Origin of the sequence: Cryobacterium sp. TMT4-10, assembly GCF_004403275.1 — a bacterium.
Classification (GTDB): domain Bacteria; phylum Actinomycetota; class Actinomycetes; order Actinomycetales; family Microbacteriaceae; genus Cryobacterium; species Cryobacterium shii.
In genome coordinates this window covers 14,381-38,653 of sequence record NZ_SOGU01000036.1, presented here as the reverse complement: position 1 = coordinate 38,653, position 24,273 = coordinate 14,381, and the positions used below count along the sequence as shown (strand labels likewise).

General features: G+C 69.0%; 20 protein-coding genes. 14 read left to right on the top strand and 6 right to left on the bottom strand.

The window, feature by feature from the left end; translation table 11 throughout:
- Positions 1-80: 80 nt before the first annotated feature.
- From E3T42_RS05825 to E3T42_RS05795, 7 genes are all read left to right on the top strand, one after another.
- A complete protein-coding gene (locus E3T42_RS05825) occupies positions 81-1,544 on the top strand; it encodes an anthranilate synthase component I family protein (protein WP_134365851.1) in 1,464 nt (487 codons plus the stop codon).
- A gap of 77 nt (positions 1,545-1,621) precedes the next feature.
- A complete protein-coding gene (leuS, locus tag E3T42_RS05820) occupies positions 1,622-4,204 on the top strand; it encodes a leucine--tRNA ligase (RefSeq protein WP_134365850.1) in 2,583 nt (860 codons plus the stop codon).
- A 92-nt stretch (positions 4,205-4,296) separates the two neighbouring features.
- The gene (locus E3T42_RS05815; protein WP_134365849.1) at positions 4,297-5,067 is read left to right on the top strand and encodes a helix-hairpin-helix domain-containing protein; all 771 of its coding nucleotides are present in this window, start codon (positions 4,297-4,299) and stop codon (positions 5,065-5,067) included.
- A gap of 319 nt (positions 5,068-5,386) precedes the next feature.
- Complete coding sequence (locus E3T42_RS05810) at positions 5,387-5,743, top strand: VOC family protein (protein WP_134365848.1); 357 nt, start codon at positions 5,387-5,389, stop codon at positions 5,741-5,743.
- A gap of 183 nt (positions 5,744-5,926) precedes the next feature.
- Positions 5,927-8,293, top strand: coding sequence for an excinuclease ABC subunit UvrA (locus tag E3T42_RS05805; protein WP_134402637.1), 2,367 nt, complete (start codon positions 5,927-5,929; stop codon positions 8,291-8,293).
- 58 nt (positions 8,294-8,351) lie between these two features.
- Positions 8,352-9,230: an endonuclease/exonuclease/phosphatase family protein gene (locus tag E3T42_RS05800; protein ID WP_134365846.1), complete on the top strand. Its 879-nt coding sequence runs from the start codon at positions 8,352-8,354 to the stop codon at positions 9,228-9,230.
- Entirely contained in the window at positions 9,227-9,832 is a 606-nt protein-coding gene (locus E3T42_RS05795) for a hypothetical protein (RefSeq protein WP_134365845.1), read from the top strand. Before E3T42_RS05800 ends, E3T42_RS05795 begins: the two co-directional genes overlap by 4 nt.
- Positions 9,833-9,842: 10 nt before the next feature.
- Here E3T42_RS05795 and E3T42_RS05790 read toward each other — a convergent pair whose 3' ends face one another.
- Positions 9,843-10,412: a hypothetical protein gene (locus E3T42_RS05790; RefSeq protein ID WP_134365844.1), complete on the bottom strand. Its 570-nt coding sequence runs from the start codon at positions 10,410-10,412 to the stop codon at positions 9,843-9,845.
- Between the two features lie 249 nt (positions 10,413-10,661).
- On the opposite strand from E3T42_RS05790, the gene E3T42_RS05785 reads away from it, so the two are divergent.
- Complete coding sequence (locus E3T42_RS05785) at positions 10,662-13,049, top strand: ComEC/Rec2 family competence protein (RefSeq protein ID WP_134402636.1); 2,388 nt, start codon at positions 10,662-10,664, stop codon at positions 13,047-13,049.
- A 94-nt stretch (positions 13,050-13,143) separates the two neighbouring features.
- Positions 13,144-14,199: a DNA polymerase III subunit delta gene (gene holA, locus E3T42_RS05780; RefSeq protein ID WP_134365842.1), complete on the top strand. Its 1,056-nt coding sequence runs from the start codon at positions 13,144-13,146 to the stop codon at positions 14,197-14,199.
- Positions 14,200-14,354: 155 nt separating this feature from the next.
- Here the strand turns inward: holA and rpsT are convergent, their stop codons facing one another.
- The 3 genes from rpsT to E3T42_RS05765 form a co-directional block, all read right to left on the bottom strand.
- Positions 14,355-14,618 (bottom strand): 30S ribosomal protein S20, encoded by a 264-nt coding sequence (gene rpsT / locus E3T42_RS05775; RefSeq protein ID WP_134365841.1) that lies wholly within the window; start codon positions 14,616-14,618, stop codon positions 14,355-14,357.
- A 118-nt stretch (positions 14,619-14,736) separates the two neighbouring features.
- A complete protein-coding gene (locus tag E3T42_RS05770; RefSeq protein WP_134365840.1) occupies positions 14,737-15,483 on the bottom strand; it encodes an alpha/beta fold hydrolase in 747 nt (248 codons plus the stop codon).
- 86 nt (positions 15,484-15,569) lie between these two features.
- Complete coding sequence (locus E3T42_RS05765) at positions 15,570-16,841, bottom strand: HNH endonuclease signature motif containing protein (protein ID WP_134402635.1); 1,272 nt, start codon at positions 16,839-16,841, stop codon at positions 15,570-15,572.
- Between the two features lie 215 nt (positions 16,842-17,056).
- Here E3T42_RS05765 and lepA point away from each other — a divergent pair, with 215 nt between their 5' ends.
- Genes lepA through hemW form a run of 3 tightly spaced genes read left to right on the top strand, consistent with a single transcriptional unit; the run spans position 17,057 to position 20,793 of the window.
- Positions 17,057-18,910, top strand: coding sequence for a translation elongation factor 4 (gene lepA / locus E3T42_RS05760; RefSeq protein ID WP_134365838.1), 1,854 nt, complete (start codon positions 17,057-17,059; stop codon positions 18,908-18,910).
- 4 nt (positions 18,911-18,914) lie between these two features.
- The gene (locus E3T42_RS05755) at positions 18,915-19,562 is read left to right on the top strand and encodes a DUF1990 family protein (protein WP_134365837.1); all 648 of its coding nucleotides are present in this window, start codon (positions 18,915-18,917) and stop codon (positions 19,560-19,562) included.
- Between the two features lie 4 nt (positions 19,563-19,566).
- The gene (hemW, locus tag E3T42_RS05750) at positions 19,567-20,793 is read left to right on the top strand and encodes a radical SAM family heme chaperone HemW (RefSeq protein ID WP_134365836.1); all 1,227 of its coding nucleotides are present in this window, start codon (positions 19,567-19,569) and stop codon (positions 20,791-20,793) included.
- A 175-nt stretch (positions 20,794-20,968) separates the two neighbouring features.
- On the opposite strand, the gene E3T42_RS05745 is transcribed toward hemW, so the two are convergent.
- The gene (locus tag E3T42_RS05745; RefSeq protein ID WP_241975864.1) at positions 20,969-21,349 is read right to left on the bottom strand and encodes a DUF4870 domain-containing protein; all 381 of its coding nucleotides are present in this window, start codon (positions 21,347-21,349) and stop codon (positions 20,969-20,971) included.
- 96 nt (positions 21,350-21,445) lie between these two features.
- Positions 21,446-21,892: a DUF4870 domain-containing protein gene (locus tag E3T42_RS05740; RefSeq protein WP_134402634.1), complete on the bottom strand. Its 447-nt coding sequence runs from the start codon at positions 21,890-21,892 to the stop codon at positions 21,446-21,448.
- 166 nt (positions 21,893-22,058) lie between these two features.
- Here E3T42_RS05740 and hrcA point away from each other — a divergent pair, with 166 nt between their 5' ends.
- Together hrcA and dnaJ are read left to right on the top strand one after the other, a co-directional pair.
- Positions 22,059-23,081: a heat-inducible transcriptional repressor HrcA gene (hrcA, locus tag E3T42_RS05735; RefSeq protein WP_134365833.1), complete on the top strand. Its 1,023-nt coding sequence runs from the start codon at positions 22,059-22,061 to the stop codon at positions 23,079-23,081.
- Positions 23,082-23,146: 65 nt separating this feature from the next.
- Positions 23,147-24,268: a molecular chaperone DnaJ gene (dnaJ, locus tag E3T42_RS05730; protein WP_134365832.1), complete on the top strand. Its 1,122-nt coding sequence runs from the start codon at positions 23,147-23,149 to the stop codon at positions 24,266-24,268.
- Positions 24,269-24,273: the final 5 nt, after the last annotated feature.

The following is a 24,273-nucleotide window of genomic DNA, read 5'->3' as shown; positions in this document are numbered from 1 at the left end:
GATGCCGGATGCCGGATCCCGGAACCCGGCCCGGACCGGCCTGGCACGACGGCCGGGAACCGGGCACCTAGGCTGAGACCGTGACCGGGTCGATTCTTCGCGTTCCCCTGCCCGAGTGGCGGGATCCGGCGAGCGTTTTCCATGCCCTGTACCGCGACAGTCCCTACGCATTCTGGCTGGATGGCGGGGAGAGCTCCCGCACCGGACACAGCTATCTCGGTGCCGCCTCGCCCGCATCCCGCTTCGTGACGGCCTCGGTGCCGAATGCCACCGTGACGGTGGCCACCGCCGGGTGCACGGCGACGCCCGCGGAGATCCGGCCGAGCACCGTGTTCGAGTTCCTCCAGGAGGACCTCGCCCCGGCGCAGGACGATGGCGCCGACGACGGTGCCGGCGAGGACGACGACGCAGGCTTCCGGCTCGGCTGGGTGGGCTGGCTCGGCTACGAACTCGGTGCCCAGACCGTCGGCACGCCGGCGCACGATTCGCGCTATCCGGACGCCGCCCTGCTCGAGGTGCACCGCATGCTCGTGTTCGATCACGCTGCGGGCACCGTCACGGCGGTGGCCCGCCAGTGCCCCGGCGAACCAGTCGGCGCCGCCCGGGCATGGGCGGAACGGATGCCACGCACCCTCGCCGACCTGCCTGCCGGGGCATCCGTGGCCCCTGAACCGCTCCCGGGCGGGGCGGTGGCCCGCTGGCGGCACGACGACGACCGCTACGCGGAACTCGTGCACCGGTGCCAGACCTCGATCCGGGCGGGGGACGCCTATCAGCTCTGCCTCACCAATGAGATCCTGGTCGACGTCCGCCCCGACCCGGTGCGGGCCTACCTGCTGCTCCGCGCCGGCAGCCCCAGCCACCACGGCGGGCTCCTGCGCTTCGGCGACACCGCCCTGCTCAGCGCCTCGCCGGAACAGTTCCTCGCCGTGACCCCCGGCGGGCGGGTCACGACCAAACCGATCAAGGGCACCCGGCCCCGCTCCAGTCGGCCCGCGGAGGACCGGGCGCTCCGGGCGGAGCTCGAGGCCAGCGTCAAGGAACGCGCCGAGAACCTGATGATCGTCGACCTGATGCGCAACGATCTGGGCCGGATCGCCGAGGTCGGGTCGGTCAGCGTGCCGAGCCTGCTGGCGGTGGAGAGCTACGCCCATGTGCACCAGCTGGTCAGCACCGTCGAGGCGCGCCTCGCGCCCGGGGTCAGCGTCGTGGACGCCGTGGCCTCCTGCTTCCCCGCCGGATCCATGACGGGCGCACCCAAGATCAGCGCGATGACCCTCCTCGACGCCCTCGAGGACGGCCCGCGCGGCATCTATGCCGGCGCCTTCGGCTACCTCGGGCGGGACGGATCCGTGGACCTGGCCATGGTCATCCGCAGCATCGTGCTCGGCCCCACCGGGGCGTCCATCGGCACCGGCGGCGGCATCACGGCCCTGTCCGACGCCGGCGAGGAGATCGAGGAAACCCGGATCAAGGCGGCGGCGCTCCTGGCCGTCCTCGGCACCCGCCCGTCCGGGCCAGCAACGGGCCAGGGCCAGGTTTAGTAACCTAGACGTTGGACGACGCCTCCGGGCGGCCCTGTGCCTGCTGGCGCAATCCCCACTGCAACGAAGAGAGTCACGTGGCACACGAGTACGACCACACCCGCACCGGCCAGGGAAGCGACGAAGAAGTCTACGATTTCGCCGCCATCCAGGCGAAGTGGCAGCCGATCTGGGAGGAACTCGAGCCCTTCCGCACCAACGACCCGGGCGACACCCGCCCGCGCAAGTACGTTCTCGACATGTTCCCGTACCCGTCCGGCGACCTGCACATGGGGCACGCCGAGGTCTACGCGCTCGGCGACATCGTCGCTCGCTACTGGCGCCAGCAGGGCTTCAACGTGCTGCACCCCATCGGCTGGGACTCGTTCGGCCTGCCCGCCGAGAACGCGGCGATCAAGCGCGGCATCGACCCGCGCGGCTGGACCTACGACAACATCGCGCAGCAGAAGAAGAGCATGAAGCTCTACGCGGCATCCTTCGACTGGTCCCGTGAACTGCACACCAGCGACCCCGAGTACTACAAATGGAACCAGTGGCTGTTCCTGCAGCTGTACAAGAAGGGCCTCGCCTACCGCAAGGACAGCTGGGTCAACTGGGACCCGGTAGACCAGACCGTCCTCGCCAACGAGCAGGTCCTGGCCGACGGCACCTCCGAACGCAGCGGCGCCGTGGTGGTGAAGAAGAAGCTCACCCAGTGGTACTTCAAGATCACCGACTACGCCGACCGGCTGCTCGACGACCTGAACCAGCTCGAGGGCACCTGGCCGGCCAAGGTCCTGAACATGCAGCGCAACTGGATCGGCCGCTCCATCGGCGCCGACGTCGACTTCGTGATCGAGGGCCGTGAGGAGCGCGTCAGCGTGTTCACGACCCGCCCGGACACCCTCTTCGGGGCGACCTTCATGGTGGTCGCCCCCGACGCCGACCTCGCCGCCGAGCTGGTCGCGGATGCCTCGCCGGCCGTCCGGGAACGGTTCCAGGAATACCTGGTGCAGGTCCAGAACAGCACCGAGATCGAACGCCAGGCCACCGACCGGGAGAAGACCGGAGTCTTCCTCGAGCGGTACGCGATCAACCCCGCCAACGGCGAACGCCTGCCGATCTGGGCCGCCGACTACGTGCTCGCCGACTACGGCCACGGCGCCGTGATGGCGGTGCCGGCCCACGACCAGCGCGACCTCGACTTCGCCCGCAAATTCGACCTGCCCGTGATCGTCGTGGTCGACACCAGCGCCCCCGCCACCGGCATGATCCCCGTGATCACGCAGGGGATGCTCGACGGCACCGAAGAGCTCCCCGCCCTCGACCCGGCCGCCACGGGCGTCGCCCTGGCCGGTGAGGGCCGCCTGATCAATTCCGGGTCCCTGAACGGTCTCAGCAAGAACAACGCGATCAAGCGCATGATCGAGCAGCTGACCGCCGACGGGACCGGCCGCGCGGCCAAGAACTACCGCCTGCGGGACTGGCTCATCTCCCGTCAGCGCTACTGGGGCACCCCGATCCCGATCATCCACGGCGAGGACGGCACCGAGATCCCGGTTCCGGAGGACCAGCTGCCCGTGCTGCTGCCGCCGACCGACGGCCTCGACCTCAAGCCCAAGGGCACCTCTCCGCTCGGCGGCGCGACGGACTGGGTGAATGTGCCCAACCCGATCGACGGCACGCCGGCCCGCCGCGACGCGGACACCATGGACACGTTCGTGGACAGCTCCTGGTACTTCCTCCGCTTCCTCAACCCCACCGACGACACGAAAGCGTTCGACCCGAAGGAAGCCGACAAGTGGGCTCCGGTCGACCAGTACGTCGGCGGCGTCGAGCACGCCATCCTGCACCTGCTCTACGCCCGGTTCATGACCAAGGTGCTGTTCGACCTCGGCTACGTCACGTTCACCGAACCGTTCACCGCTCTCCTGAACCAGGGGATGGTCATCCTCGATGGCGCCAAGATGTCCAAGAGCAAGGGCAACCTGGTGTACTTCACGGAGGAGGTCGACCAGTTCGGCGTCGACGCCGTGCGCCTCACCATGGCCTTCGCCGGCCCGCCGGAAGACGACATCGACTGGGCGGATGTCTCGCCGGTCGGCTCGGCCAAGTTCCTGGCCCGCGCCTGGCGCGTCGCCCGGGACGTGACCAGCACACCCGACGTCGAGTGGAAGTCGGGTGATGCGGCACTCCGCCGGGTCACGCACCGTTTCCTGGCCGACGCGCCCGGCCTGGTCGAGTCGTTCAAGTTCAACGTCGTCGTCGCCCGCCTGATGGAACTGGTCAACGCCACCCGCAAGGTGATCGACACGGGCGCGGGCCCCGCGGATGGCGCGGTGCGCGAAGCCGCGGAGGTCACCGCCATGGCGTTGAACCTGTTCGCCCCCTACGCGGCCGAAGACATGTGGCAGCACCTGGGCTACGACCCCTGTGTCGCCCTGGTGCAGTGGCGCAAGGCGGACCCCACCCTGCTCGTCGAGGAATCGGTGACGGCGGTCGTCCAGGTGGACGGCAAGGTTCGCGATCGGATCGAGGTGTCGCCCAAGATCTCGGGCGAGGACCTAGAACGCCTGGCCCGCGCGTCCGCCGAGGTCATCCGGCGGATCGGCGACCGGGAGGTGCAGCACGTGATCGTGCGGGAGCCGCGGCTGGTGAGCATCGTCACCCGCAGAAATTAGCCTCGCCTCCACAGGGCCGCGTCCAGGGCGCGGGAGCACAGTTCGGCGCTGGCCGCCCGGGGGAGTACCCCCGGGCGGCCTAGCCTGCCGGGATGGCTCATGATCCGGTCGTATCCGCTCTCGATCGCCTGGCCCCGGCCGCGCATGCGCGCGCGGCCCCCCGGCTCCGCATCGGGGTGGGCGCCGCCGTCGTGCTGTTGATCGCCGCGCTGGCGACGGCCGTGGTCGTCTCGGCCGTGGGCCAGCAGTCCGGACACCAGGTGGTGGCCGCGGCCGGCGCCGCCGGCGGCACGGCTCCGGGCACACTGCCGTCTGCAACTCAGGCGCCGGGAACTGTTCCCTCGGGCGCTGTTCCCTCGGGCGCCCAGCCGTTGGGCGCCACGCCCTCGACCGCGGGGGCCACCACCGCGGGCGCCGTCCTCTTCGTGCACGTCCTCGGCGCGGTGCAGCGTCCCGGCCTCTACGAGCTGTCCGTCGGGGCCCGGGTGATGGATGCCGTGGCCGCCGCCGGCGGCCTCACCGAGACTGCCGATCCCGCGGGCGCGAATCTCGCCCGCCGAGTTGCCGACGGCGAACAGCTCTACCTGCCCCAACTCGGCGAGACGCCGCCGCGGTCGCCCGCCGGCGGGGCGGCCGGGGGCGGGGCCGGCGGGGGCACCGGCGCCGCCACGGTTCCCGTCAACCTGAACACGGCGACCCTGGCCGAACTCGACACCCTGCCCCGGATCGGGCCGGCGATGGCGCAGCGCATCCTCGACTACCGGGATGCCAACGGCCCGTTCGCCAGCGTCGACGACCTGCGCAATGTCACCGGCATCGGCGACAAGACCTTCGAGGGCCTGGCCGCCCTGATCACGGTCTGATCCTCCCCCTCCCCCCCCCCGTCCCCGTCCCCGTCCCCGTCCCGAGCGTCCCCGTCCCCCGTCGTTGAACCAATTCGACGGAGATATTCATCTAAAAATGTCTATCCGGCCTGTTTCGGGCACTTTCGGGCAAAATCTCCGTCGAATTGGTTCGGGCACCCCGCGGGAGCAACCGCTCGGAACCGCGGATCCGCGCCCCGCGTCGACCGTTCCGCGAGGACTCATTTGCCTAGCGGGAGTCACCGGGCCGCGGCTACAGTGATCGCCGTGGACATCTCCACGACCAGATGACCGCGCCACACCGACGTCAGGAGGCACCATGACCACCTCTTCCACCCAGGGGATCAAGACCGTGCTGCATCCCGTTTCCGACCTGGCGCGGGCCAAGGCGGTGTACGCCGCCCTGCTCGGCGTCGAACCGCAGACCGACGGGCCCTACTACGTCGGGTTCGAGGCGGAGGGGCAGCAGATCGGGCTGGTCCCGGGCGGGGGACCGCAGGGCCTGACCTCACCCGTCGCCTACTGGCACGTGCCCGACATCGAGGTGAAGCTGGCCGAGGTGACCAAAGCGGGCGCCACCGTCACAGAACCCGCGCACGACGTGGGCGCCGGCCGCCTGGTAGCCACGTTCTCCGACCCCGACGGCAACGTGCTCGGGCTCATTCAGGACCATTGATCCAGGACCACTGACAGCCGGCGGATACCCAGATCACCGGATCAGGGGCGGCAACCGTTGTCGCGCCCGCGCCGATACGGGAGAATCGGGTGAACCGCTGGTAGCCGGCCAGATTGCCCGGCAGAACCGCCCGGTAGCACAGCGCCCGGCAGGTGACCCTCCGGCAGAACACAGGGAGAACCGATGAGCGCCGCCGACAGCCACGATGTCATCCGCGTGCAGGGCGCACGCGTGAACAACCTCAAGGACGTCAGCGTCGAGATCCCGAAGCGCCGCCTGACGGTGTTCACCGGCGTCTCCGGCTCGGGCAAGAGCTCGCTGGTGTTCGGCACGATCGCCGCGGAGTCGCAGCGCTTGATCAACGAGACCTACAGCGCCTTCGTGCAGGGGTTCATGCCGACCCTGGCGCGGCCCGATGTCGACGTGCTCGACGGGCTGACCACGGCGATCATCGTCGACCAGGAGCGGATGGGCGCCAACCCCCGTTCCACCGTCGGCACCGCCACCGACGCCAACGCGATGCTGCGAATCGCCTTCAGCCGGATCGGGCAACCCCACATCGGCTCACCCCAGGCGTTCTCCTTCAATGTGGCCTCCATCAGCGGAGCGGGTGCCGTCTCCATCGAACGCGGCGGGCAGACCGTCAAGGAACAGCGCAGCTTCAGCATCACCGGCGGGATGTGTCCGCGCTGCGAGGGCATGGGCAAGGTGAGCGACATCGACCTGACGGCGCTCTACGACGACGCCAGGTCCCTGAACGAGGGCGCGCTCACGATCCCCGGCTACTCGATGGAGGGCTGGTACGGGCGAATTTTCCGCGGCTGCGGCTGGTTCGACCCCGACAAGCCGATCCGCAACTACACGAAAAAGGAGCTGAACGACCTGCTCCATAAGGAGTCGACCAAGATCAAGGTCGACGGGATCAACCTGACCTACCTGGGCCTGATCCCGCAGATGCGGAAGTCATTCCTGTCCAAGGACGTCGACGCGTTGCAGCCGCACATTCGCGCCTTCGTCGACCGGGCGGTCACCTTCGCGACCTGCCCCGAGTGCCGCGGCACCCGGCTCAACGAGGGCGCTCGATCCTCGAAGATCCAGGGCCTGAACATCGCCGACACCGCCGTGATGCAGATCAGCGACCTCGTCGACTGGGTCCGGGGCATCGACGAGCCGTCCGTGGCTCCGTTGCTCGGAGCACTGCAGCGCATCCTCGAGTCGTTCGTGGAGATCGGTCTGGGCTACCTTTCGTTGGATCGCCCGACGGGCACCTTGTCCGGCGGCGAGTCCCAGCGGGTCAAGATGATCCGGCACCTCGGTTCCTCACTGACGGATGTCACCTACGTCTTCGACGAGCCCACGATCGGTTTGCATCCCCATGACATCCAGCGAATGAACGACCTGCTGCGGCGCCTGCGTGACAAGGGCAACACCGTGCTCGTCGTGGAGCACAAGCCGGAGATGATCGCGATCGCTGACCACGTGGTCGACCTCGGCCCAGGCGCGGGAGCCGCGGGCGGTACCGTCTGCTTCGAAGGCACCCTCGAGGGGCTGCGGGCCAGCGACACCCTCACCGGGCGCCATCTCGACGACCGCGCCACCCTCAAGGAGACGGTGCGCACGCCCACCGGCGCGCTGGAGATCCGCGGCGCGACGGCGCACAACCTGCGGGACGTCGACGTCGACGTCCCGCTCGGGGTGCTGGTCGTCGTCACCGGCGTCGCCGGATCGGGCAAGAGCTCGCTCGTGCACGGTTCGATCCCCGCCGGTTCGATCCCCGCCGGCAAAGGAGTGGTGTCCATCGACCAGGGCGCGATCCGCGGCTCCCGCCGGAGCAACCCGGCGACCTACACCGGGCTGCTCGACCCGATCCGCAAGGCCTTCGCGAAAGCCAACGGCGTGAAGGCGGCGCTGTTCAGCGCCAACTCCGAAGGGGCCTGCCCCACCTGCAACGGCGCCGGAGTGATCTACACCGACCTGGGCGTGATGGCCGGCGTCGCCACCACCTGCGAGGAGTGTGAGGGGAAGCGGTTTCTGGCCTCGGTGCTGGAATACCACCTCGGCGGCCGCGACATCAGCGAGGTGCTCGCAATGTCTGTGGCCGAGGCCGAGGAATTCTTCGGCGCCGGCGAGGCCCGCACACCGGCCGCGCACGCCATCCTGAACCGGCTCGCCGAGGTCGGGCTCGGCTATCTGACCATCGGCCAGCCGCTCCCCACCCTGTCCGGCGGTGAACGGCAGCGGCTCAAGCTCGCCACCCACATGGCGGAGAAGGGCGGCGTCTACGTGCTCGACGAGCCGACCGCCGGGCTGCACCTCGCTGACGTCGAACGGCTGCTCCGCCTCCTCGACCGGCTCGTCGACTCGGGCAAGTCGGTCATCGTCGTCGAGCACCACCAGGCGGTGATGGCGCACGCCGACTGGATCATCGACCTCGGCCCCGGCGCCGGGCACGACGGCGGCCGGATCGTCTTCGAGGGCACACCCGCCGAGCTCGTCGGCGCCCGCTCCACCCTCACCGGGCAGCACCTCGCGGCCTACGTTCGCAGCTGAGACGAGACGCCCACGCACCGGGTTCTGGATTGCGCGTGGCGAGCGTACTCTGGGTCCGATGACGGATGTTTCGCTCATCGGTCCGGTGACCGCCCCCGACCTGCACGTGATGACTTACAACATCCGTCGACGCATGCCCCGGATGCAGCCGGGCAGTCCCGACCGGTGGGTGACACGGAAGCCTCTGCTACGACGTATCCTGCGCGCCGAGCAGCCCACGCTCCTCGGCGTGCAGGAAGCCCTGGCCGATCAGGTCGAATTCGTCGCGGATTCCCTCGGAGAGGACTACGGCTGGGTCGGCCGCGGCCGCAATGCCGCCGGAGCTGACGAGCACTGCGCGGTGTTCTACGACTCGCGGCGGCTGGAACTGACGGGTTGGCGGCAACAGGCCCTGTCCGCGACTCCGGAGACGCCGGGCTCCCGGTCGTGGGGAAACCTGGTGCGGCGCATCGTCGTGTCGGCCGAATTCACCGATACGGCGACCGGAGCACGGTTGCTCGCCTTCAACACCCATCTCGACTTCCTCTCCTGGCGCTCGAGACTGGAGTCGGCGAAGTACATCCTGGACCTCGTGCGGTCCGCGCGCGCCGCGGAGCCCGGCGCCGCGATCGTGCTGACCGGCGACTTCAACGCCGACGAGGGCTCGGCCGTGTACCGCAGGCTGATAGCCGACGGGGCGCTCCTGGACTCCTGGGAGGTCGCAGTCGAGCGGCTGACGCCGCAGTGGGGGACCTTTTCGAACTACCGACGCCGTCGCCCCGGCGGCAAGCGCATCGACCTCATCCTGGTGGGGCACGGAGTCGACGTGCTCAGTGTGGGCATCAACGCGGCCCGGTTCGACGGCCGGGCGGCATCCGACCATGAACCCGTGCAGGCCGTTGTGCGGTGCGGGGGCCGCTCGGCCGGGACATCCGAACCCTTTGAGGTGCTGCCATGATCCGTTCACTCCTGCGCACACCGTCGGGAGCGGCCGAGACGGTCGCCGACGGGCTGCGGGTGCTGGCCCTGATCGGCATCGTTATCGCAGCCCTCGGCTGGGGCACGATCGCGGGGCTGAGCCTCGCGGTCGTGTTCGTCGGAATGTTCTTTCCCCGGGTGATCGGCGTCCGGCCGAGCGTCGACATCGCCTTCGGCACGGTGGTTCTCATCGCCGTGTGGAGCAGCGTGCTACAGATCTACATCTCGACTCGGTGGTGGGACCTCCCGGTTCACCTTGTCACCAACGGGCTCAGCGCCGCACTGTGCTACCTCCTGTTCGTGAGGTTGGGAGTCCTGGCCGACACCGGGACGCTGCGGCGACCGACGATTTCGGCCATCGTGATGACCACCGCACTGGGGCTGTCGCTCGGAGTGCTGTGGGAGGTCTTCGAGTGGTTCGGGCACACGTTCATCGACAGTGAGATCTTCGTCGGCTACGTCGATACCATTGGGGACCTGGTCTGGGGCGGCATCGGCGCCCTGCTCGCGGGGTGCTGCATGCCGTTCCTGACCGGTCGATCCGCCGACCTGGACCGTTCGCCCAGGTCGGTGCGCGGCTGAGCCGTCAGGGCTATATCCCCCCGGCACCGATCGCGCGTCGCAGATCTTCGGCCAGCCGCGCGATATCGGCATCCGGCACCGCGCGCAGCCAGTTGCCGCGGCTCCTCATCGGGGTGACCGGCAGCACCAAGGTTCGCTCGGATGAGGCCACCTCGACCTCGATGGTGGCCATGATGCGCATCCCGATCTGCACGGATCCGACAGTGAAGCTCCGAACCAGGTTCGAGGGGAAGGCCGCCGCAGGGCTCCCGGTGGCACGGCCCGACAGGAATTGCACGCTCTGGTCGTCGACGACAAGGGTCGCGTATCTGGTCGGATTCACCCGCGACGGTGCGAGCCCCAGGGCGGTCGTCAGCGCCGACAGCTCCTGAGCCAGGAGCGGTGCCACGAGGACCGGGACGATCCAAGCCGAAGGAAACGCTCGTTGTGCTCGATCGATCCGGCGCGCATTCGAGACACCGAAGTAGAGCAGCAAAGCACCGACCATCCCACCGGCGATGACCAGGGCCAGGACGATCGGCCCGCTGCCGCCGTTGTCGTACGAACGGATGCCGCGGATCGCCAACAACACGACGGCCACGACCGCAACGGCGATTCTCAGCCAAAAACCCGGGCCCCGCAGTCTCTTTCCGTCCGTCTGCTCCGCGGATTCCGCAATCGAACTCTCATCGTGAATTGGCATAAGCCCCCCCAGTCTCATCGGCTGGGCCCAGCGTAGTCGGTGGATCGTGAGCCAACCACCGGACCTCCACAGCCGTGGACCTGGGTAAACGGGCCACAGATGCAGTGGGCCCTGGGGTGACGGCGCCGCCGCACCTAACCTCCACAGATGGAGTCCACGACAGGGATCGACCTGCGCCTGGTCGTGCCGGCGGCGACGGCGTGGCTGGCCGCCGGCGTCCTCGTGGGAGCACCCGGCGGCGTTCCCGCTTCTGCCGCCGTTGGGCTCTGGTTGGGGGCGGGCCTGTTCGTCGTGGCCGCGGTGTTCGACCGACGTGCCCGGTGGCGTCCACTCTGGGCCACCGTCGGGGTGAGCCTCGCGGTCTCCGCCCTGGTCGCTTCGGTCGTATTGGTCTCGGGGCCGGCCCGGCTGCCGGCGGACGTGCGTGCCGCGGCGAGTCGTCATGCGAACGCCTCTGCGCTCATCACGGTGTGGTCCGTGCCGGTGGAGACCGCGTCTCCGGGCGGATTCGGCACCGGGGGAACGGGAGCCCGGGTCAGATTCCGCGGCACGGTCACCGAGCTGACCGAGGGCAAGCGCTCGTCGCGAGTCTCCGTGCCCGTGCTGGTCTTCGCCGAGTCCTCCGGCCGGGGAACCGCGAGCCTGCAGATCGGCTCGGTCGTGCGTTTGGACGGATCCCTTCGGGCCACGGACCCGGGGGATTCCGCTGCGGCGCTGTTCTTCGGTCGGAGCCGGGCAGAGTCCGTGGCGGCACCCCCATGGTGGTTGGCCTGGGCGAACGCACTCAGAACCCGTTTCGTCGAGGCGGCCCGGGAATTGCCGGGCGACGGGGGTGACTTGCTGCCCGGACTCGCGATCGGTGACACCAGCCAGGTGAGCGCGGATCTGGACCTATCGATGAAGGCGAGTTCGCTCAGTCACCTCACCGCGGTGTCCGGCGCGAATTGCGCGGTGGTGATCGCGGGGATCATGCTGCTCGGCGGGTACCTGCGGCTCGGACGCGGGATGCGCATCACGTTGTCCCTCGCCACGCTGCTGGGCTTCGTGGTGCTCGTGACACCGGAGCCCAGCGTGCTTCGCGCGGCGCTGATGGCCACGATCCTGATGCTCTCCGTCGCGTCCGGCCGGCCGGGCCGGGGTGTGCCGCTGCTGGCCCTGGTCGTCGTGGTTCTGCTGGTGGCAGATCCGTGGCTGGCGCGCAGTTACGGCTTCGCGCTCTCGGCGCTGGCCACGGGCGGGCTCCTGGTGCTCGCCGGTCCGTTGACCCGGGTGCTGAGCCGCTGGATGCCGACCGCGCTGTCAGCGGTGATCGCAATCCCGCTCGCCGCGCAGCTGGCCTGCCAGCCCGTTCTGGTGCTGCTGACCCCGACGCTTCCGCTGTACGGGGTGCCGGCGAACCTGTTGGCGGGCCCGGCGGCCCCGTTCGCGACCGTGGTCGGCCTGGTGGCCTGCCTGCTCCTGCCCTGGTTGCCGGGGATCGCCGGGGGAGTCCTGTACCTGGCCTGGCTGCCCGCGGCCTGGATCGCGGCGATTGCGCGCACGAGCGCGCTCCTGCCGGGGAGTCGGCTGCCGTGGCTCGGGGGAGTCGTCGGGGTGGCTGCCACGGGCATCCTGACCGTCGCGTTCGTGGCGCTCGTTCTCCGCCGTCCGGGGGCGGTCCGGGGCTGGTGGCCGCCGACCGCCGTCGCCGTGCTCGTCCTGGCGGGCGGCGCCTACACCGGGACCCTGATCGGGTCGGGCGTGGGACGTGCCGTGGCCTTCCCGGCGGACTGGCAGATCGCGGCCTGCGACATCGGGCAGGGTGACGCGGTCGTGGTGCGGGATCAGGACCTCTACGCACTGGTCGACGTGGGGCCTGATCCGGCGCTCCTGGCGGAATGCCTCGACACCCTCGGAATCGACCGGATCGATCTGCTCGTGCTCACCCACTACGACCTCGACCACATCGGGGGCGTCGAGGCCGTGATCGGCCGGGTCGGAACGGCCCTGGTCGGCGTCCCCGAGAACGCAGAGGACGAGCGCCTCCACCTGCGCCTTGCGCGGGGCGGCGCGGACGTGCGTCAGGCCGCGCGCGGCGACACCGGAACGCTCGGCGCACTGCGCTGGGAGATCTTCTGGCCCGTTCGGGGTTCCCCGGCGATGCAGACCGGCAACGCCGGGAGCGTGACCATCGGGTTTGACGGGCGCGGAATCCGTTCGATCTTCCTCGGCGACCTCGGCCAGGAACCGCAGGACGCCCTCCGCCGGGTCGCCCCACTCGCCACCGTGGACGTGGTCAAGGTGGCCCACCACGGGTCGAGGGACCAGAGCCCTCAACTCTATGCCGACCTGCGAGCCACCGTCGGGCTCATCTCGGTGGGCCGAGATAACGGCTACGGGCACCCGACCGACGCCCTCCTCGGCATGCTGGCATCCGCGGGCACGCTCGCCCTGCGCACGGACCTCGGCGGGATGATCGTGGTCGCGCCCGCCCCGGACGGCGGCGGTGCCCTCACCGTGTGGACGGAGACCGTGCCGGTCGGCGGCCCCGACTAGGCTTGAATCGCGCCACCGGTGTGAGCTCCTCCACGGGTGTGAACCAGCACGCTGTCGACCAGTTGGCTGTGGAACCAGCAACGAAGGGAACCGAGTGGCCGCACGCACCGCCTCAGCCGGCCGCACCGCACCCCGCAGCGCGCCCAAGGCCGCACCGAAATCGGCTGCGATCCCGCAGCTGGCCTGGCATCAGGTGCGTCCGGCGCCGATCGTGCTGGTCTCCGGAACCGAGGTGTTCCTGGCCGAGCGAGCGATCCGCCAGCTGCGGGATTTCCTCAAACTGGAAGACCCCAGCCTCGAGATCAGCGATGTGCAGGCCGACAGCTACTCGCCCGGCGAGCTGCTCACCGTGGCCAGCCCGTCCCTGTTCGGCGAACCGCGGCTGATCCGCGTGAGCTCGGTCGAGAAGTGCAGCGACACCTTCCTCGCCGAAGCCATCGACTACCTGCAGAACCCGGCGGAAGACACCTACCTGGTGCTCCGGCACGGCGGCGGGGTGCGCGGCAAGAAGCTGCTCGACCTGATCCGGGCCGGAACCGGCGGCGGCATCGAGGTCGTCTGCGCCGAGCTGAAAAAGGACACCGACCGGCACGACTTCGCATCCTCTGAATTCAAGGCCGCCGGCAAACGGGTCACGCCCAGCGCGCTCCGCTCCCTCGTCGGGGCGTTCTCGGGAGACCTCGCCGAACTGTCCGCCGCCTGCCAGCAGCTGATCGCCGACACCGGCGCCGAGGTGACCGAAACGACCGTTGACCGGTACTACGGCGGACGGGTCGAGGCGAACGCCTTCAAGGTGGCCGACGCCGCGATCGCGGGGCACCGCGGCGAGGCCCTCGTCATCCTGCGGCACGCGCTGGCCTCCGGCGCGGATCCGGTGCCCGTGGTCGCGGCGTTCGCGATGAAGATCCGCACCATGGCGAAACTCTGCGGGGTGCGAGGCGGCTCGGCCCAGCTGGCCTCCCAGTACGGTCTGGCACCGTGGCAGGTGGAGCGGGCCCAGCGCGACCTGCGCGGCTGGTCGGACGAGGGACTCGCGCGCTGCGTCGTGGCCCTGGCCGAAACGGATGCCGCGGTCAAGGGCGCCGAGCGCGACCCGGTGTTCGCCCTCGAGCGGTTGATCGGCGTGATCGCTCGCAAGGGCGAGAGCTGACCGCGCCGCCGCTGACCGGGCTTGACCTGGCCGCCGAGCGCTGACTCGCCCAACTGGGTAGCCCCGGACACACGAAAGCCCCCGCCGAATCGGCGGGGGCTTTTCGAGCACGAGGTCGGGACCGTCAGACGGCCCGGATCCAGGTCAGTTGGAGACTAGACGAGTGCGCCGACCGACTTCGCGATGGCGGACTTCTTGTTCGCAGCCTGGTTCTTGTGGATGACGCCCTTGCTGACGGCCTTGTCGAGCTTCTTCGAGGCCAGGGCGAGGCCGGCGACGGCCTTGTCCTTGTCACCAGCGGTGACGGCGAGGCGCGTCGCGCGGATCGCGCGCTTGAACTCGCTCTTGACGGCCTTGTTGCGCTCCTGGGCCTTCTTGTTGGTGCCGATACGCTTGATCTGCGACTTGATATTTGCCACGTTTATACGCTTTCGTTAGGTTCTTGTTCGGATGGGCCGCTTGGCGGTAGAGGGCGCCGAACGGCAATAATCGTGTGGGGTGGGACCCAACACGCAAGCCAACAGGAAACGATACCAGTTATTCGCCCGGCCCGACACTCGGCCGGGCCCGGCCGGCGGCGACCTCCCGGAGGATCTCGCCGAGCACCGCCGTGAACCGTTCCGGTTGGGCCAGGCTGACCAGGTGCGAGGCCCGGGGAACGATCACGAGACGACCGTCCCGGCAGGCGGCAAGGAAGCGGCGTTCGTGCAGCCGAAACTGATCGAAAAAGCCGTTGACCAGCCACACCGGTCCGGGGTAGCGAGAGAGGCTGTCGAGCGGGCGGAGCGTGCCGGTGGCGCCGAGGCCGGCATCCATCACATTCAGCGGAACCCCGCCGGCGAGCGTGTCTGCGGCCCCGTCTCGCGGCAGGAGGGCCCGCACGAGTGCGGTGTGGAGCCACAATCCGTGGTCGGGCAGCCGGCGGACGAGCCGGGCCAGGCTCCGGTAGGCGTCCAGGGGCCACCCGGCCGGAATCGCGCAGCTTCCCGCGGCGACCAACCCGATCACCTTCTGCGGGTGCCGCGCGGCGTACTCGATGGCGTAATAGCCGCCCAGGGAGAGCCCGACCAGCAACACCCGGCCGCCCAGGGCCTCGACGCCCTGATCGATGGCTGTCAGGGCGCCCGCCACGGTGAATGGTTCGTCGATGCGCGAGCCGTGCCCGGGCAGATCGATCGCCAGGGCCGGATGCCCGGTCTCGCCCAGGGCGGACAACTGGCGCCGCCACATCGTGGCCGAGGTGCGGATCCCGTGGACGAAGAGGACCGGGGTGGCTGGGGTCATCTCCCCATTTAGGCAGGGATCTCGACAGATTGTGCTGAATTTCCGCACATCCACGTTCCGCACATGCACAAACGGTGCCTGTCCGCTCAGAACGGCGCGTCCTCCGGCAGTAGCGGCGGTGCGGTTCCCGGTGGCCCGGTGGGGAGCACCCTGGCCGGCGCGGTGACGAAGTCCCGGCCCGTCGGTGACGTCCAGGTCAGGATGCCGCCCGGCGTCTGGGCCACCTGCCATCGGGTCTCGGATTTCAGGGCGTGGTTGGCCTTGCAGAGGTGGGCGAGGTTGTCGTGCGCGGTCTGGCCGAGAAGATGCCAGTCGTGGGTGTGGTCGAGTTCGGCTCGCCGCGCCGACTTGTTGCAGCCGGGGAAGCGGCAGGTCTCGTCTCGGAGCCGCAGGAAGCGGCGCATCCGTTTGGGAACCTTGTATCTGTCCCGCCCGACCGACAGGACGACGCCCGTCTCCGGGTGGGTGAGCAGCCGGGTGAAGCTCGGCGCCCGCGAGGCCAGGTCCCGGGCCGTGTCCGGATCGATCGGCCCGTAGCCCTCGAGGTGACCGGGTTCCTCGCTGTGTCCGAGGAGCGTCATCACGGAAACGGAAACGGTGACCTGGACGGTGGCCCGGACTCCGTCGCCGACCCCGGTCGGGGTGACACCGTTGATGAGCAGGTCGCTGAGTACATCGGTGCGCACCTGGGTGAGGGTGCGCTGCTCGCCCGGACCCAGAAGGCTGACGGCGATGTCGTTGGCCCGGGTGAAGATCGACTGCACGAGCTCGGCCCCGGTGTTCAGATGAAGGGTGGCCATGCCATCGGGTTCGGCCTGCAGCCAGGAGGTGCGTTCCAGGATGGACCGGGCGCGGCGGCTGGTGATGGTCTCGGGGTGCAGGCGTTCCCGCAGCACCCGGGCCGTGTGCTTGAGCTTGGCCACGGTCTGGTTCTGGGCGGCCGGCAGCAGGGCCTGTTCGAAGGCGGGCAGGCCGGGGAGAGGGATCGAGCAGGCCTGCCCGATCAGAGTCTGGGCGTGCCGGTAGCTGATCAGCCCGTCCTCCAGCGCCGCCCGGGTGCCGGGAAGGTTTTCGGTCAGGGCGCGGCTCTCGGCGATCAGGTTGTCCGCGGTGGGCTCGGGCAGGTGCAGCGTCGCGGCGAGCTCGCTGGAGAACTCGCGGCGGGCGATCTCGTCGCGGTCCCAGCGGGAGTGCGGGCCGAGCGGGATCTCCGCGGCGTGGGCTTCGCTGAACCGGCGGGCCTCATCGACGGCGGCGGCTCGCACCGCGTGGTTCCGGGCGATCACCCGGTCGGCCGCCGCGACGGCGTCGAAGAGGAGACCGAGTTGCTTCTGGGTGGTGCCGACCGAAGTGGACATGACAGCAGGCTAGGTGCAGCCACCGACAGTCCTGACTAAAGCGCACGCCTGACGGGGCGGATGGCGCTCCTTCCTGAACGAATTCGACGGAGATTCTGACCGAAACCGCTCGGAACGCACCGAAAAAGGTTTGCGACAAGAGAATCTCCGTCGAATTGGTTCGCCGGTGCCGGGCGAAACCGGGAACCAGCCAGCTATGGGAGAATTGCCAGACCATGTCACCGAGACCCCTCACGGCGCTTGAACCGGCCGCCACCCCGCCCGAGTTCATCCGTAACTTCTGCATCATTGCCCACATCGACCACGGCAAGTCCACCCTGGCCGACCGGATGCTGCAGATCACCGGCGTCGTCGACGACCGGTCGATGCGCGCCCAATACCTGGACCGGATGGATATCGAGCGCGAGCGCGGCATCACCATCAAGAGCCAGGCCGTGCGCATGCCGTGGGAGCTCGACGGCCAGACCTACGCCCTGAACATGATCGACACCCCCGGCCACGTGGACTTCACCTACGAGGTGTCCCGCAGCCTGGCCGCGTGCGAGGGAGCCATCCTCCTCGTCGACGCCGCGCAGGGGATCGAGGCCCAGACCCTGGCCAACCTGTACCTGGCGCTGGAGAACGACCTCACGATCATCCCGGTGCTGAACAAGATCGACCTGCCGGCCGCCGACCCCGACAAGTACGCGAAGGAGCTCGCCAGCCTGATCGGCGGCAGCCCCGACGACGTGCTCCGGGTCTCCGGCAAGACCGGCGTGGGCGTCGCGGAACTGCTCGACCGGGCCACCAGCCTCATCCCCGCCCCGGTCGGCGACCCCAACGCCGCGGCCCGCGCGATGATCTTCGACTCGGTCTACGACAGCTACCGCGGCGTCGTCACCTACGTGCGCATGATCGACGGCAAGCTCAATCCGCGCGAGAAGATCCAGATGATGTCGACCCGTGCGACGCACGAGATCCTCGAGATCGGCGTCACCTCGCCCGAACCGACGGTCAGCAAGGGACTCGGCGTCGGCGAGGTCGGCTACCTGATCACCGGCGTGAAGGACGTGCGCCAGTCGAAGGTCGGCGATACGGTCACCACGGCCCTCCGGCCCGCCACGGTGGCTCTGCCCGGCTACACCGAGCCCAAGCCCATGGTGTACTCGGGCCTGTACCCGATCGACGGCAGCGACTACCCGGCCCTGCGGGAGGCCCTCGACAAGCTCAAGCTTTCCGACGCGTCCCTGGTCTACGAGCCCGAGACATCCGTCGCCCTCGGTTTTGGGTTTCGTTGCGGTTTCCTCGGCCTGCTGCACCTTGAAATCATCACCGAGCGGCTCGACCGCGAATTCGGGCTCGACCTGATCACCACCGCGCCCAGCGTGATCTACGAGGTCACCACCGACGACAAGAAGACCGTCACGGTCACCAATCCGAGCGAGTTCCCGAACGGCAAGATCGCCAAGGTCGAGGAACCGATCGTGAAGGCCGCCATCCTCGCCCCCAAGGACTACGTCGGCGTGATCATGGAACTCTGCCAGAGCCGCCGCGGCACCCTCCTCGGCATGGACTACCTCGGTGAGGACCGGGTCGAGATCCGTTACACGATGCCCCTCGGCGAGATCGTGTTCGACTTCTTCGACAACCTCAAGAGCCGCACCGCCGGCTACGGATCCCTCGACTACGAGCCGATCGGCTCGCAGGAGGCCGACCTGGTCAAGGTCGACATCCTGCTGCAGGGCGAACAGGTCGACGCGTTCAGCGCGATCGTGCACCGCGACAAGGCCTACGACTACGGGGTCCTGATGACCGGACGCCTCCGGAAGCTCATCCCCAGGCAGCAGTTCGACGTGCCCATCCAGGCCGCGATCGGCGCCCGCATCATCGCCCGCGAATCCATCAGCGCCATCCGCAAGGACGTTCTCGCCAAGTGCTACGGCGGCGATATCTCCCGCAAGCGCAAGCTGCTCGAGAAGCAGAAAGAGGGCAAGAAGCGCATGAAGATGGTCGGCCGGGTCGAGGTGCCGCAGGAGGCCTTCATCGCCGCACTGTCCGGCGACGAGCCCGCCAAGAAAGAGAAGAAGTAAACGGATGCGCCGCGCCACCTTCACCGACACCGCCGTCACCTACGCGTCCATCGGCGGCACCCTCGCGCCCGACCTTCTCCGGTACCCGCCCAAGGGCTACCGGCCGATCGTGCGCAGCGTTCGTCTCGGCAGCGGCGCGGACCGCTTCCAGCTGGCCTCGAAGTCACTGATGACCTGGGGCCTGCAGCGGGGCAGCGGCATGACCGTGACCGATCTGCAGGGCGGCACGGGCGAGCAGTACACCGGGTTGGTCTTCGGCGCCGACGGGCAGGCCGTCCGCGACCAGAAGCAGCCCGCCGACGAGGCCACGTTCGCCGAGGACGGCACCCCGTACATCGTCAACGGCATGTCCGCGCACCTCTCGGTCAAGGTCGGCCCGTTCACCATCGACGCCCCGGTGCGCGTGGTCTACGTGGTCGACGAGCCCGACCAGGTCGGCTTCGCCTACGGCACCATGGCCGGGCACCCGGAGAGCGGCGAGGAGTCCTTCATCGTCGACCACCGGGAGGACGACTCCGTCTGGCTCACCATCCGGGCTTTTTCCCGCCCCAGCACCTGGTTCTACCGCTTGGGCGCGCCGGTGCTGCGGCTGCAGCAGGCGAAGTTCACGAAGCGCTACCTGCGGGCGCTGCACCCGATCGGCGGGGCATAGGCCCGTGGGCAGTGCCCTTCCCCTCGGCGACCCCGCACCCCGCGACGGCCTGCTGCCGGCCACTGCCGCGCACCGGGCCGCGGACCGCGACTTCGGCGTCTACCTGCACGTGCCCTTCTGCCGGGTGCGCTGCGGCTACTGCGACTTCAACACCTACACCGCCACTGAGCTGAGGGGCGCGTCCCAAAATGACTACGCCGGCCAGGCGATCAGCGAGGTCGAGGCGGCCGGCGGCATCCTCGAGGCATCCGGCGTGCCCGCGCGCCCGGCGGCGACCGTCTTCTTCGGCGGAGGCACCCCGACCCTGCTCCCGGCCGCCGACCTGATCCGGATGCTGCAGGCCGTGCGTTCCACCTGGGGCCTGGCCCCGGGGGCCGAGGTGACCACGGAGGCGAACCCCGACTCCGTTGATGCCGCCTACCTCGCCACCCTCGCCGACGCCGGCTTCACCCGGGTGTCCTTCGGCATGCAGTCCGCCGTGCCGAGCGTGCTCGCCACCCTGGAACGCACCCATGATCCCGAGCGGGTGCCGCTCGTCGTGCAGTGGGCCCGCGACGCCGACCTCGACGTGTCCCTGGACCTGATCTACGGCACACCGGGGGAGACCCTGCTCGACTGGCGCACCAGCCTCGAACACGCCATCGCGCTGGCCCCCACCCACATCAGCGCCTACTCCCTGATCGTCGAGGAAGGCACCAAACTGGCCCGCCAGATCAAACGCGGCGAGCTGGTGCCGGTCGACGAGGACATGCAGGCCGAGTTCTACGAACTGGCCGACGAACTACTCGCCGCCGCCGGGTACGGCTGGTACGAGGTCAGCAACTGGGCCACGGATGACGCGGACCGCTCCCGGCACAACCTCGCCTACTGGCGCAGCCAGGACTGGTGGGGCGTCGGGCCGGGCGCCCACAGCCACATCGGCGGGGTGCGCTGGTGGAACGTCAAGCATCCGTCGGCGTACGCCGACCGCATCCGGGCCGGGGATTCACCGGCGGCCGGGCGCGAAACCCTGGACGCGGCGACCCGCGAAGTGGAACGGGTGCTGCTGCGCACCCGCATCCGTGAGGGCATCCGGATCGACACGCTCACCCCGCTCGGGCGCCGGGAGGTTGCCGGACTGATCGCCGACGAACTGATCGACGCCCGGGCCGCCCTCGGCGGAACGGTCGAGTTGACCCTGCGGGGACGCCTGCTGGCGGATGCGGTCGTGCGCCGCCTCCTCGCCGACTGACGGGCGCACCCACTGCCGCGCTGACGGGCGCACCCACTGCCCTCAGCCCGTCCTGGAACCAATTCGACGGAGATTTTGCCGGAATCGGGGCCGAACAGCCCGCATCCGTGTTTTTAAATCAAAATCTCCGTCGAATTGGCTCGGGGCGACCAGTGTCTGCCGCTAGTGACTGGCCCTAGTTGACGAACTTGATCGTCAACGGGTAGGTGTAGTACTCGCCCTTGTTGGCGGCGAGGGCGGCCATGATGCCGAACACGATGTTCAGGATGCCCGCTGCGGCGAGAATGAGGAACCCGACCAGGATGATGGTCAGGAGCCCCCCGACGGTGTACGCGATCAACAACGTGATCTGGAAGTTCAGCGCCGTGGCCGTGTGCGCCCGGATGAACGGGCCGCGATCCTTGAGCACGATGTAGCCGATCAGGGCGGGCAGGAAATTGAACAGGATCCCGCCGATGTGGATCAGGGTGGCCCACAGTTTCTCGTCGGCGGGGTTCATCTGGCTCGCGGCCTGGTACTGGCCGGCGGGCGGTTGCGGTGGGGTGGACTCGGACATTCGTGCTCCTTCTGACTGTTCTGGCTGGTGCCGGGCTACGGGATCAAGCGGCTACCGATCAAGCGGCTACCGATCAAGCGGTTACCGATCAAGCGGCTACTTGATCAAGTGAAGGGCGTAGGGGTACTGGTAGTGCGTTCCCTCCCTGGCCTTCTGGAATCCGAGGACGGAGAGGACGACCCCGACGATGTAGAGCGCCCAGGCGAGGATGCCGATGACGCCCCCGAGGCCGAAGGTGAGGAAGCCGATCACGTTGGCGACCAAGTTGATGGCGAAATAACCGATCAGGAGCGTGATCTGAAAGTTGAGCGCTTCCTTCGCCTCGACGTTGGTGAAGCGGCCGCGGTCCTTGAAGACCAGCCAGATAATGAGTGACGGCGCAAAGCTCAGGATGCCGCCGAGGTGCGCGAGGGACGCCCACTGCCGGTCTTCCGCCTCCGTCAGGGGTGCCGCAGCGGTCGGAGCAGCGGGCTGGTACGGAGGCTGCGGCGGCCGCTGTCCCCAGTTCGAATCGTCGGGTGTTGGCTCAGTGGAATTGCTCATGATCGTGCCTTTCGATGCACAGGGGGGACGCTTGTTACATGCCTAAGGTACTGCCGTCAATCATGCGGGAGCAATGGGGAACCACAGCCGGTCGCGGTATGATTGGCAGTCTCATACGAAGAGTGCCAGTGCACTGCGCTCAGGATGAACGGGAGGAGGCGACAACATGGTGTCTGACCGCGGCCTCGAAGTTCTGCGCGTGATCGTTCAAGACTACGTCGCCTCCCGCGAGCCGGTCGGCTCCAAATCGATCGTCGACCGGCACTCTTTCGGAGTTTCGGCGGCCACGATCCGCAACGACATGGCCCTCCTCGAAGAGGAAGAGTTGATCGCGGCCCCGCACACCTCGTCCGGCCGCATCCCGACCGACAAGGGCTACCGCCTCTTCGTCGACCACCTGGCCGACCTGCGTCCGCTGTCCGCGGCGCAGCGCCAGGCGATCGAGACCTTCCTCGGCCAGTCCGCTGACCTCGACGAGGTTCTGGCGCGAAGCGTGCGCCTGCTCTCCCACCTGACCCACCAGGTGGCCCTGGTGCAGTATCCCTCGCTGTCCCGCGCGAAGGTGCGCCACGTCGAATTGGTGCCCCTGTCCGAGACGCGCCTGCTCTCGGTGCTGATCACGGATGCCGGCCGGGTCGAGCAACGCATCGTGGACCTGCCCCGGCAGCTCGACGAGCCCGTTCTGGCCGAACTCCGCACCCGCCTGAACCACGCCCTGGTCGGACTCAGCATGAGCGAGGCCGCCGCCGCCCTGACCGGAGCCGGCGTGCTCGGACCGTTCGAGCAGCAGGAAGCCGTCGACCTGATCACCGGAACCCTGCACGACCAGGTCGGGGCCAACCGGCAGGACCGGCTGGTGATGGCCGGGGCGGCCAACCTCGTCCGCACCGAGGAAGACTTCACCGGCAGCATCTACCCGGTGCTCGAGGCCATCGAGGAGCAGGTCGTGCTGCTGCGCCTGTTCGGTGAGATGGCCACCGACCAGCACGGTGTGTCCGTCAGCATCGGCCGGGAGAACGCGCCGTTCGGGCTGGCCGAGACATCCGTTCTCACCAGCGGCTACTCGTCGCAGGGTGGCAACCTGGCCCGCCTCGGCGTGCTCGGCCCGACCCGGATGGACTACTCCAACAACATGGCGGCCGTGCGCGCGGTCGCCCGCTACCTTTCACGCCTACTCGGCGAGAATTGACCAGTTCCCCGGGCCGAGAAGCCGGGGGAGCACCACGTATCAGAACATATCGAGGAGAGCCAGCTTTGGCTGACCATTACGAAGTACTCGGCGTTGCACGCGACGCCACCACCGACGAGATCAAGAAGGCGTACCGCAAGCTCGCCCGGCAGCTGCACCCCGACGTGAACCCGGGCGCGGACGCGTCGGAGCGGTTCAAATCCGTGACGCACGCCTACGACGTGCTGAGCGACGCGAAGCAGCGCGACAACTACGACCGCGGCGGGAACGGCCGCTCCGGCGGCGGCAACGGGTACGCCGACGCCAACTTCGGCAACTTCGGGGACATCTTCGAGACCTTCTTCGGCGGAGGCGGAGGCGGCGGCACCCGCGGCCCGAGGTCCCGCCGGGAGCGCGGCCAGGATGCACTGGTCCGGGTCGAACTCGACCTCGACGAGGTCATCTTCGGCACCCACCGTGAGCTCGAGGTGGACACCGCCATCGTCTGCACCAGCTGCAGCGGCACCTGCTGCCAGCCGGGCACGTCGCCCGTCACCTGCGACATCTGCCACGGCACCGGCAACATCCAGCGTGCCGTCCGGTCGCTGCTGGGCAACGTCATGACCAACAGCCCCTGCGGTTCCTGCCGCGGCTACGGCACGATCATCGCGACCCCCTGCGTCACCTGCCAGGGCCAGGGCCGCGTGCGCGCGCGCCGCACGGTGCCCGTCGACATCCCGGCCGGCGTCGACACCGGGCTGCGCCTGCAGATGCCCGGCAGCGGCGAGGCCGGCCCGGCCGGCGGCCCCAACGGCGACCTGTACCTCGAGATGAAGGTGCGCCACCACGACGTCTTCAGCCGCGACGGCGACGACCTGCTCGCCACCCTCGAGGTGCCGATGACGGATGCGATCCTGGGCACCACCGCCACGGTGAAGGCCCTCGACGGGGACATCGAGGTCGAGATCAAGCCCGGTATGCAGAGCGCGGAGGTCATCACGATCAAGGAGCGCGGGGTGACTCGCCTGCGCGGGAACGGGCGCGGCGACCTGAAGATCGGCGTGCACGTGACCACCCCGACGCGCCTGGACCACAAGGAACGCGAACTGATCGAAGCGTTCGCGGCCCGGCACAAGGCCCCCGCGCCGGCGCTCAGCGCCTTCCAGCAGGGCTTGTTCGCCAAGCTCCGCGATCGGTTCCGCGGCTAGGCGTC

Bases quoted from the DNA above. Each gene is read 5' to 3' on its own strand.
- E3T42_RS05815 (WP_134365849.1), top strand. From the start codon at position 4,297: ATGGCTCATGATCCGGTCGTATCCGCTCTCGATCGCCTGGCCCCGGCC.
- E3T42_RS05810 (WP_134365848.1), top strand. From the start codon at position 5,387: ATGACCACCTCTTCCACCCAGGGGATCAAGACCGTGCTGCATCCCGTT.
- E3T42_RS05805 (WP_134402637.1), top strand. From the start codon at position 5,927: ATGAGCGCCGCCGACAGCCACGATGTCATCCGCGTGCAGGGCGCACGC.
- E3T42_RS05800 (WP_134365846.1), top strand. From the start codon at position 8,352: ATGACGGATGTTTCGCTCATCGGTCCGGTGACCGCCCCCGACCTGCAC.
- E3T42_RS05795 (WP_134365845.1), top strand. From the start codon at position 9,227: ATGATCCGTTCACTCCTGCGCACACCGTCGGGAGCGGCCGAGACGGTC.
- E3T42_RS05785 (WP_134402636.1), top strand. From the start codon at position 10,662: ATGGAGTCCACGACAGGGATCGACCTGCGCCTGGTCGTGCCGGCGGCG.
- E3T42_RS05770 (WP_134365840.1), bottom strand. From the start codon at position 15,483: ATGACCCCAGCCACCCCGGTCCTCTTCGTCCACGGGATCCGCACCTCG.
- E3T42_RS05765 (WP_134402635.1), bottom strand. From the start codon at position 16,841: ATGTCCACTTCGGTCGGCACCACCCAGAAGCAACTCGGTCTCCTCTTC.
- lepA (WP_134365838.1), top strand. From the start codon at position 17,057: ATGTCACCGAGACCCCTCACGGCGCTTGAACCGGCCGCCACCCCGCCC.
- E3T42_RS05755 (WP_134365837.1), top strand. From the start codon at position 18,915: ATGCGCCGCGCCACCTTCACCGACACCGCCGTCACCTACGCGTCCATC.
- E3T42_RS05745 (WP_241975864.1), bottom strand. From the start codon at position 21,349: ATGTCCGAGTCCACCCCACCGCAACCGCCCGCCGGCCAGTACCAGGCC.
- E3T42_RS05740 (WP_134402634.1), bottom strand. From the start codon at position 21,892: ATGAGCAATTCCACTGAGCCAACACCCGACGATTCGAACTGGGGACAG.
- hrcA (WP_134365833.1), top strand. From the start codon at position 22,059: ATGGTGTCTGACCGCGGCCTCGAAGTTCTGCGCGTGATCGTTCAAGAC.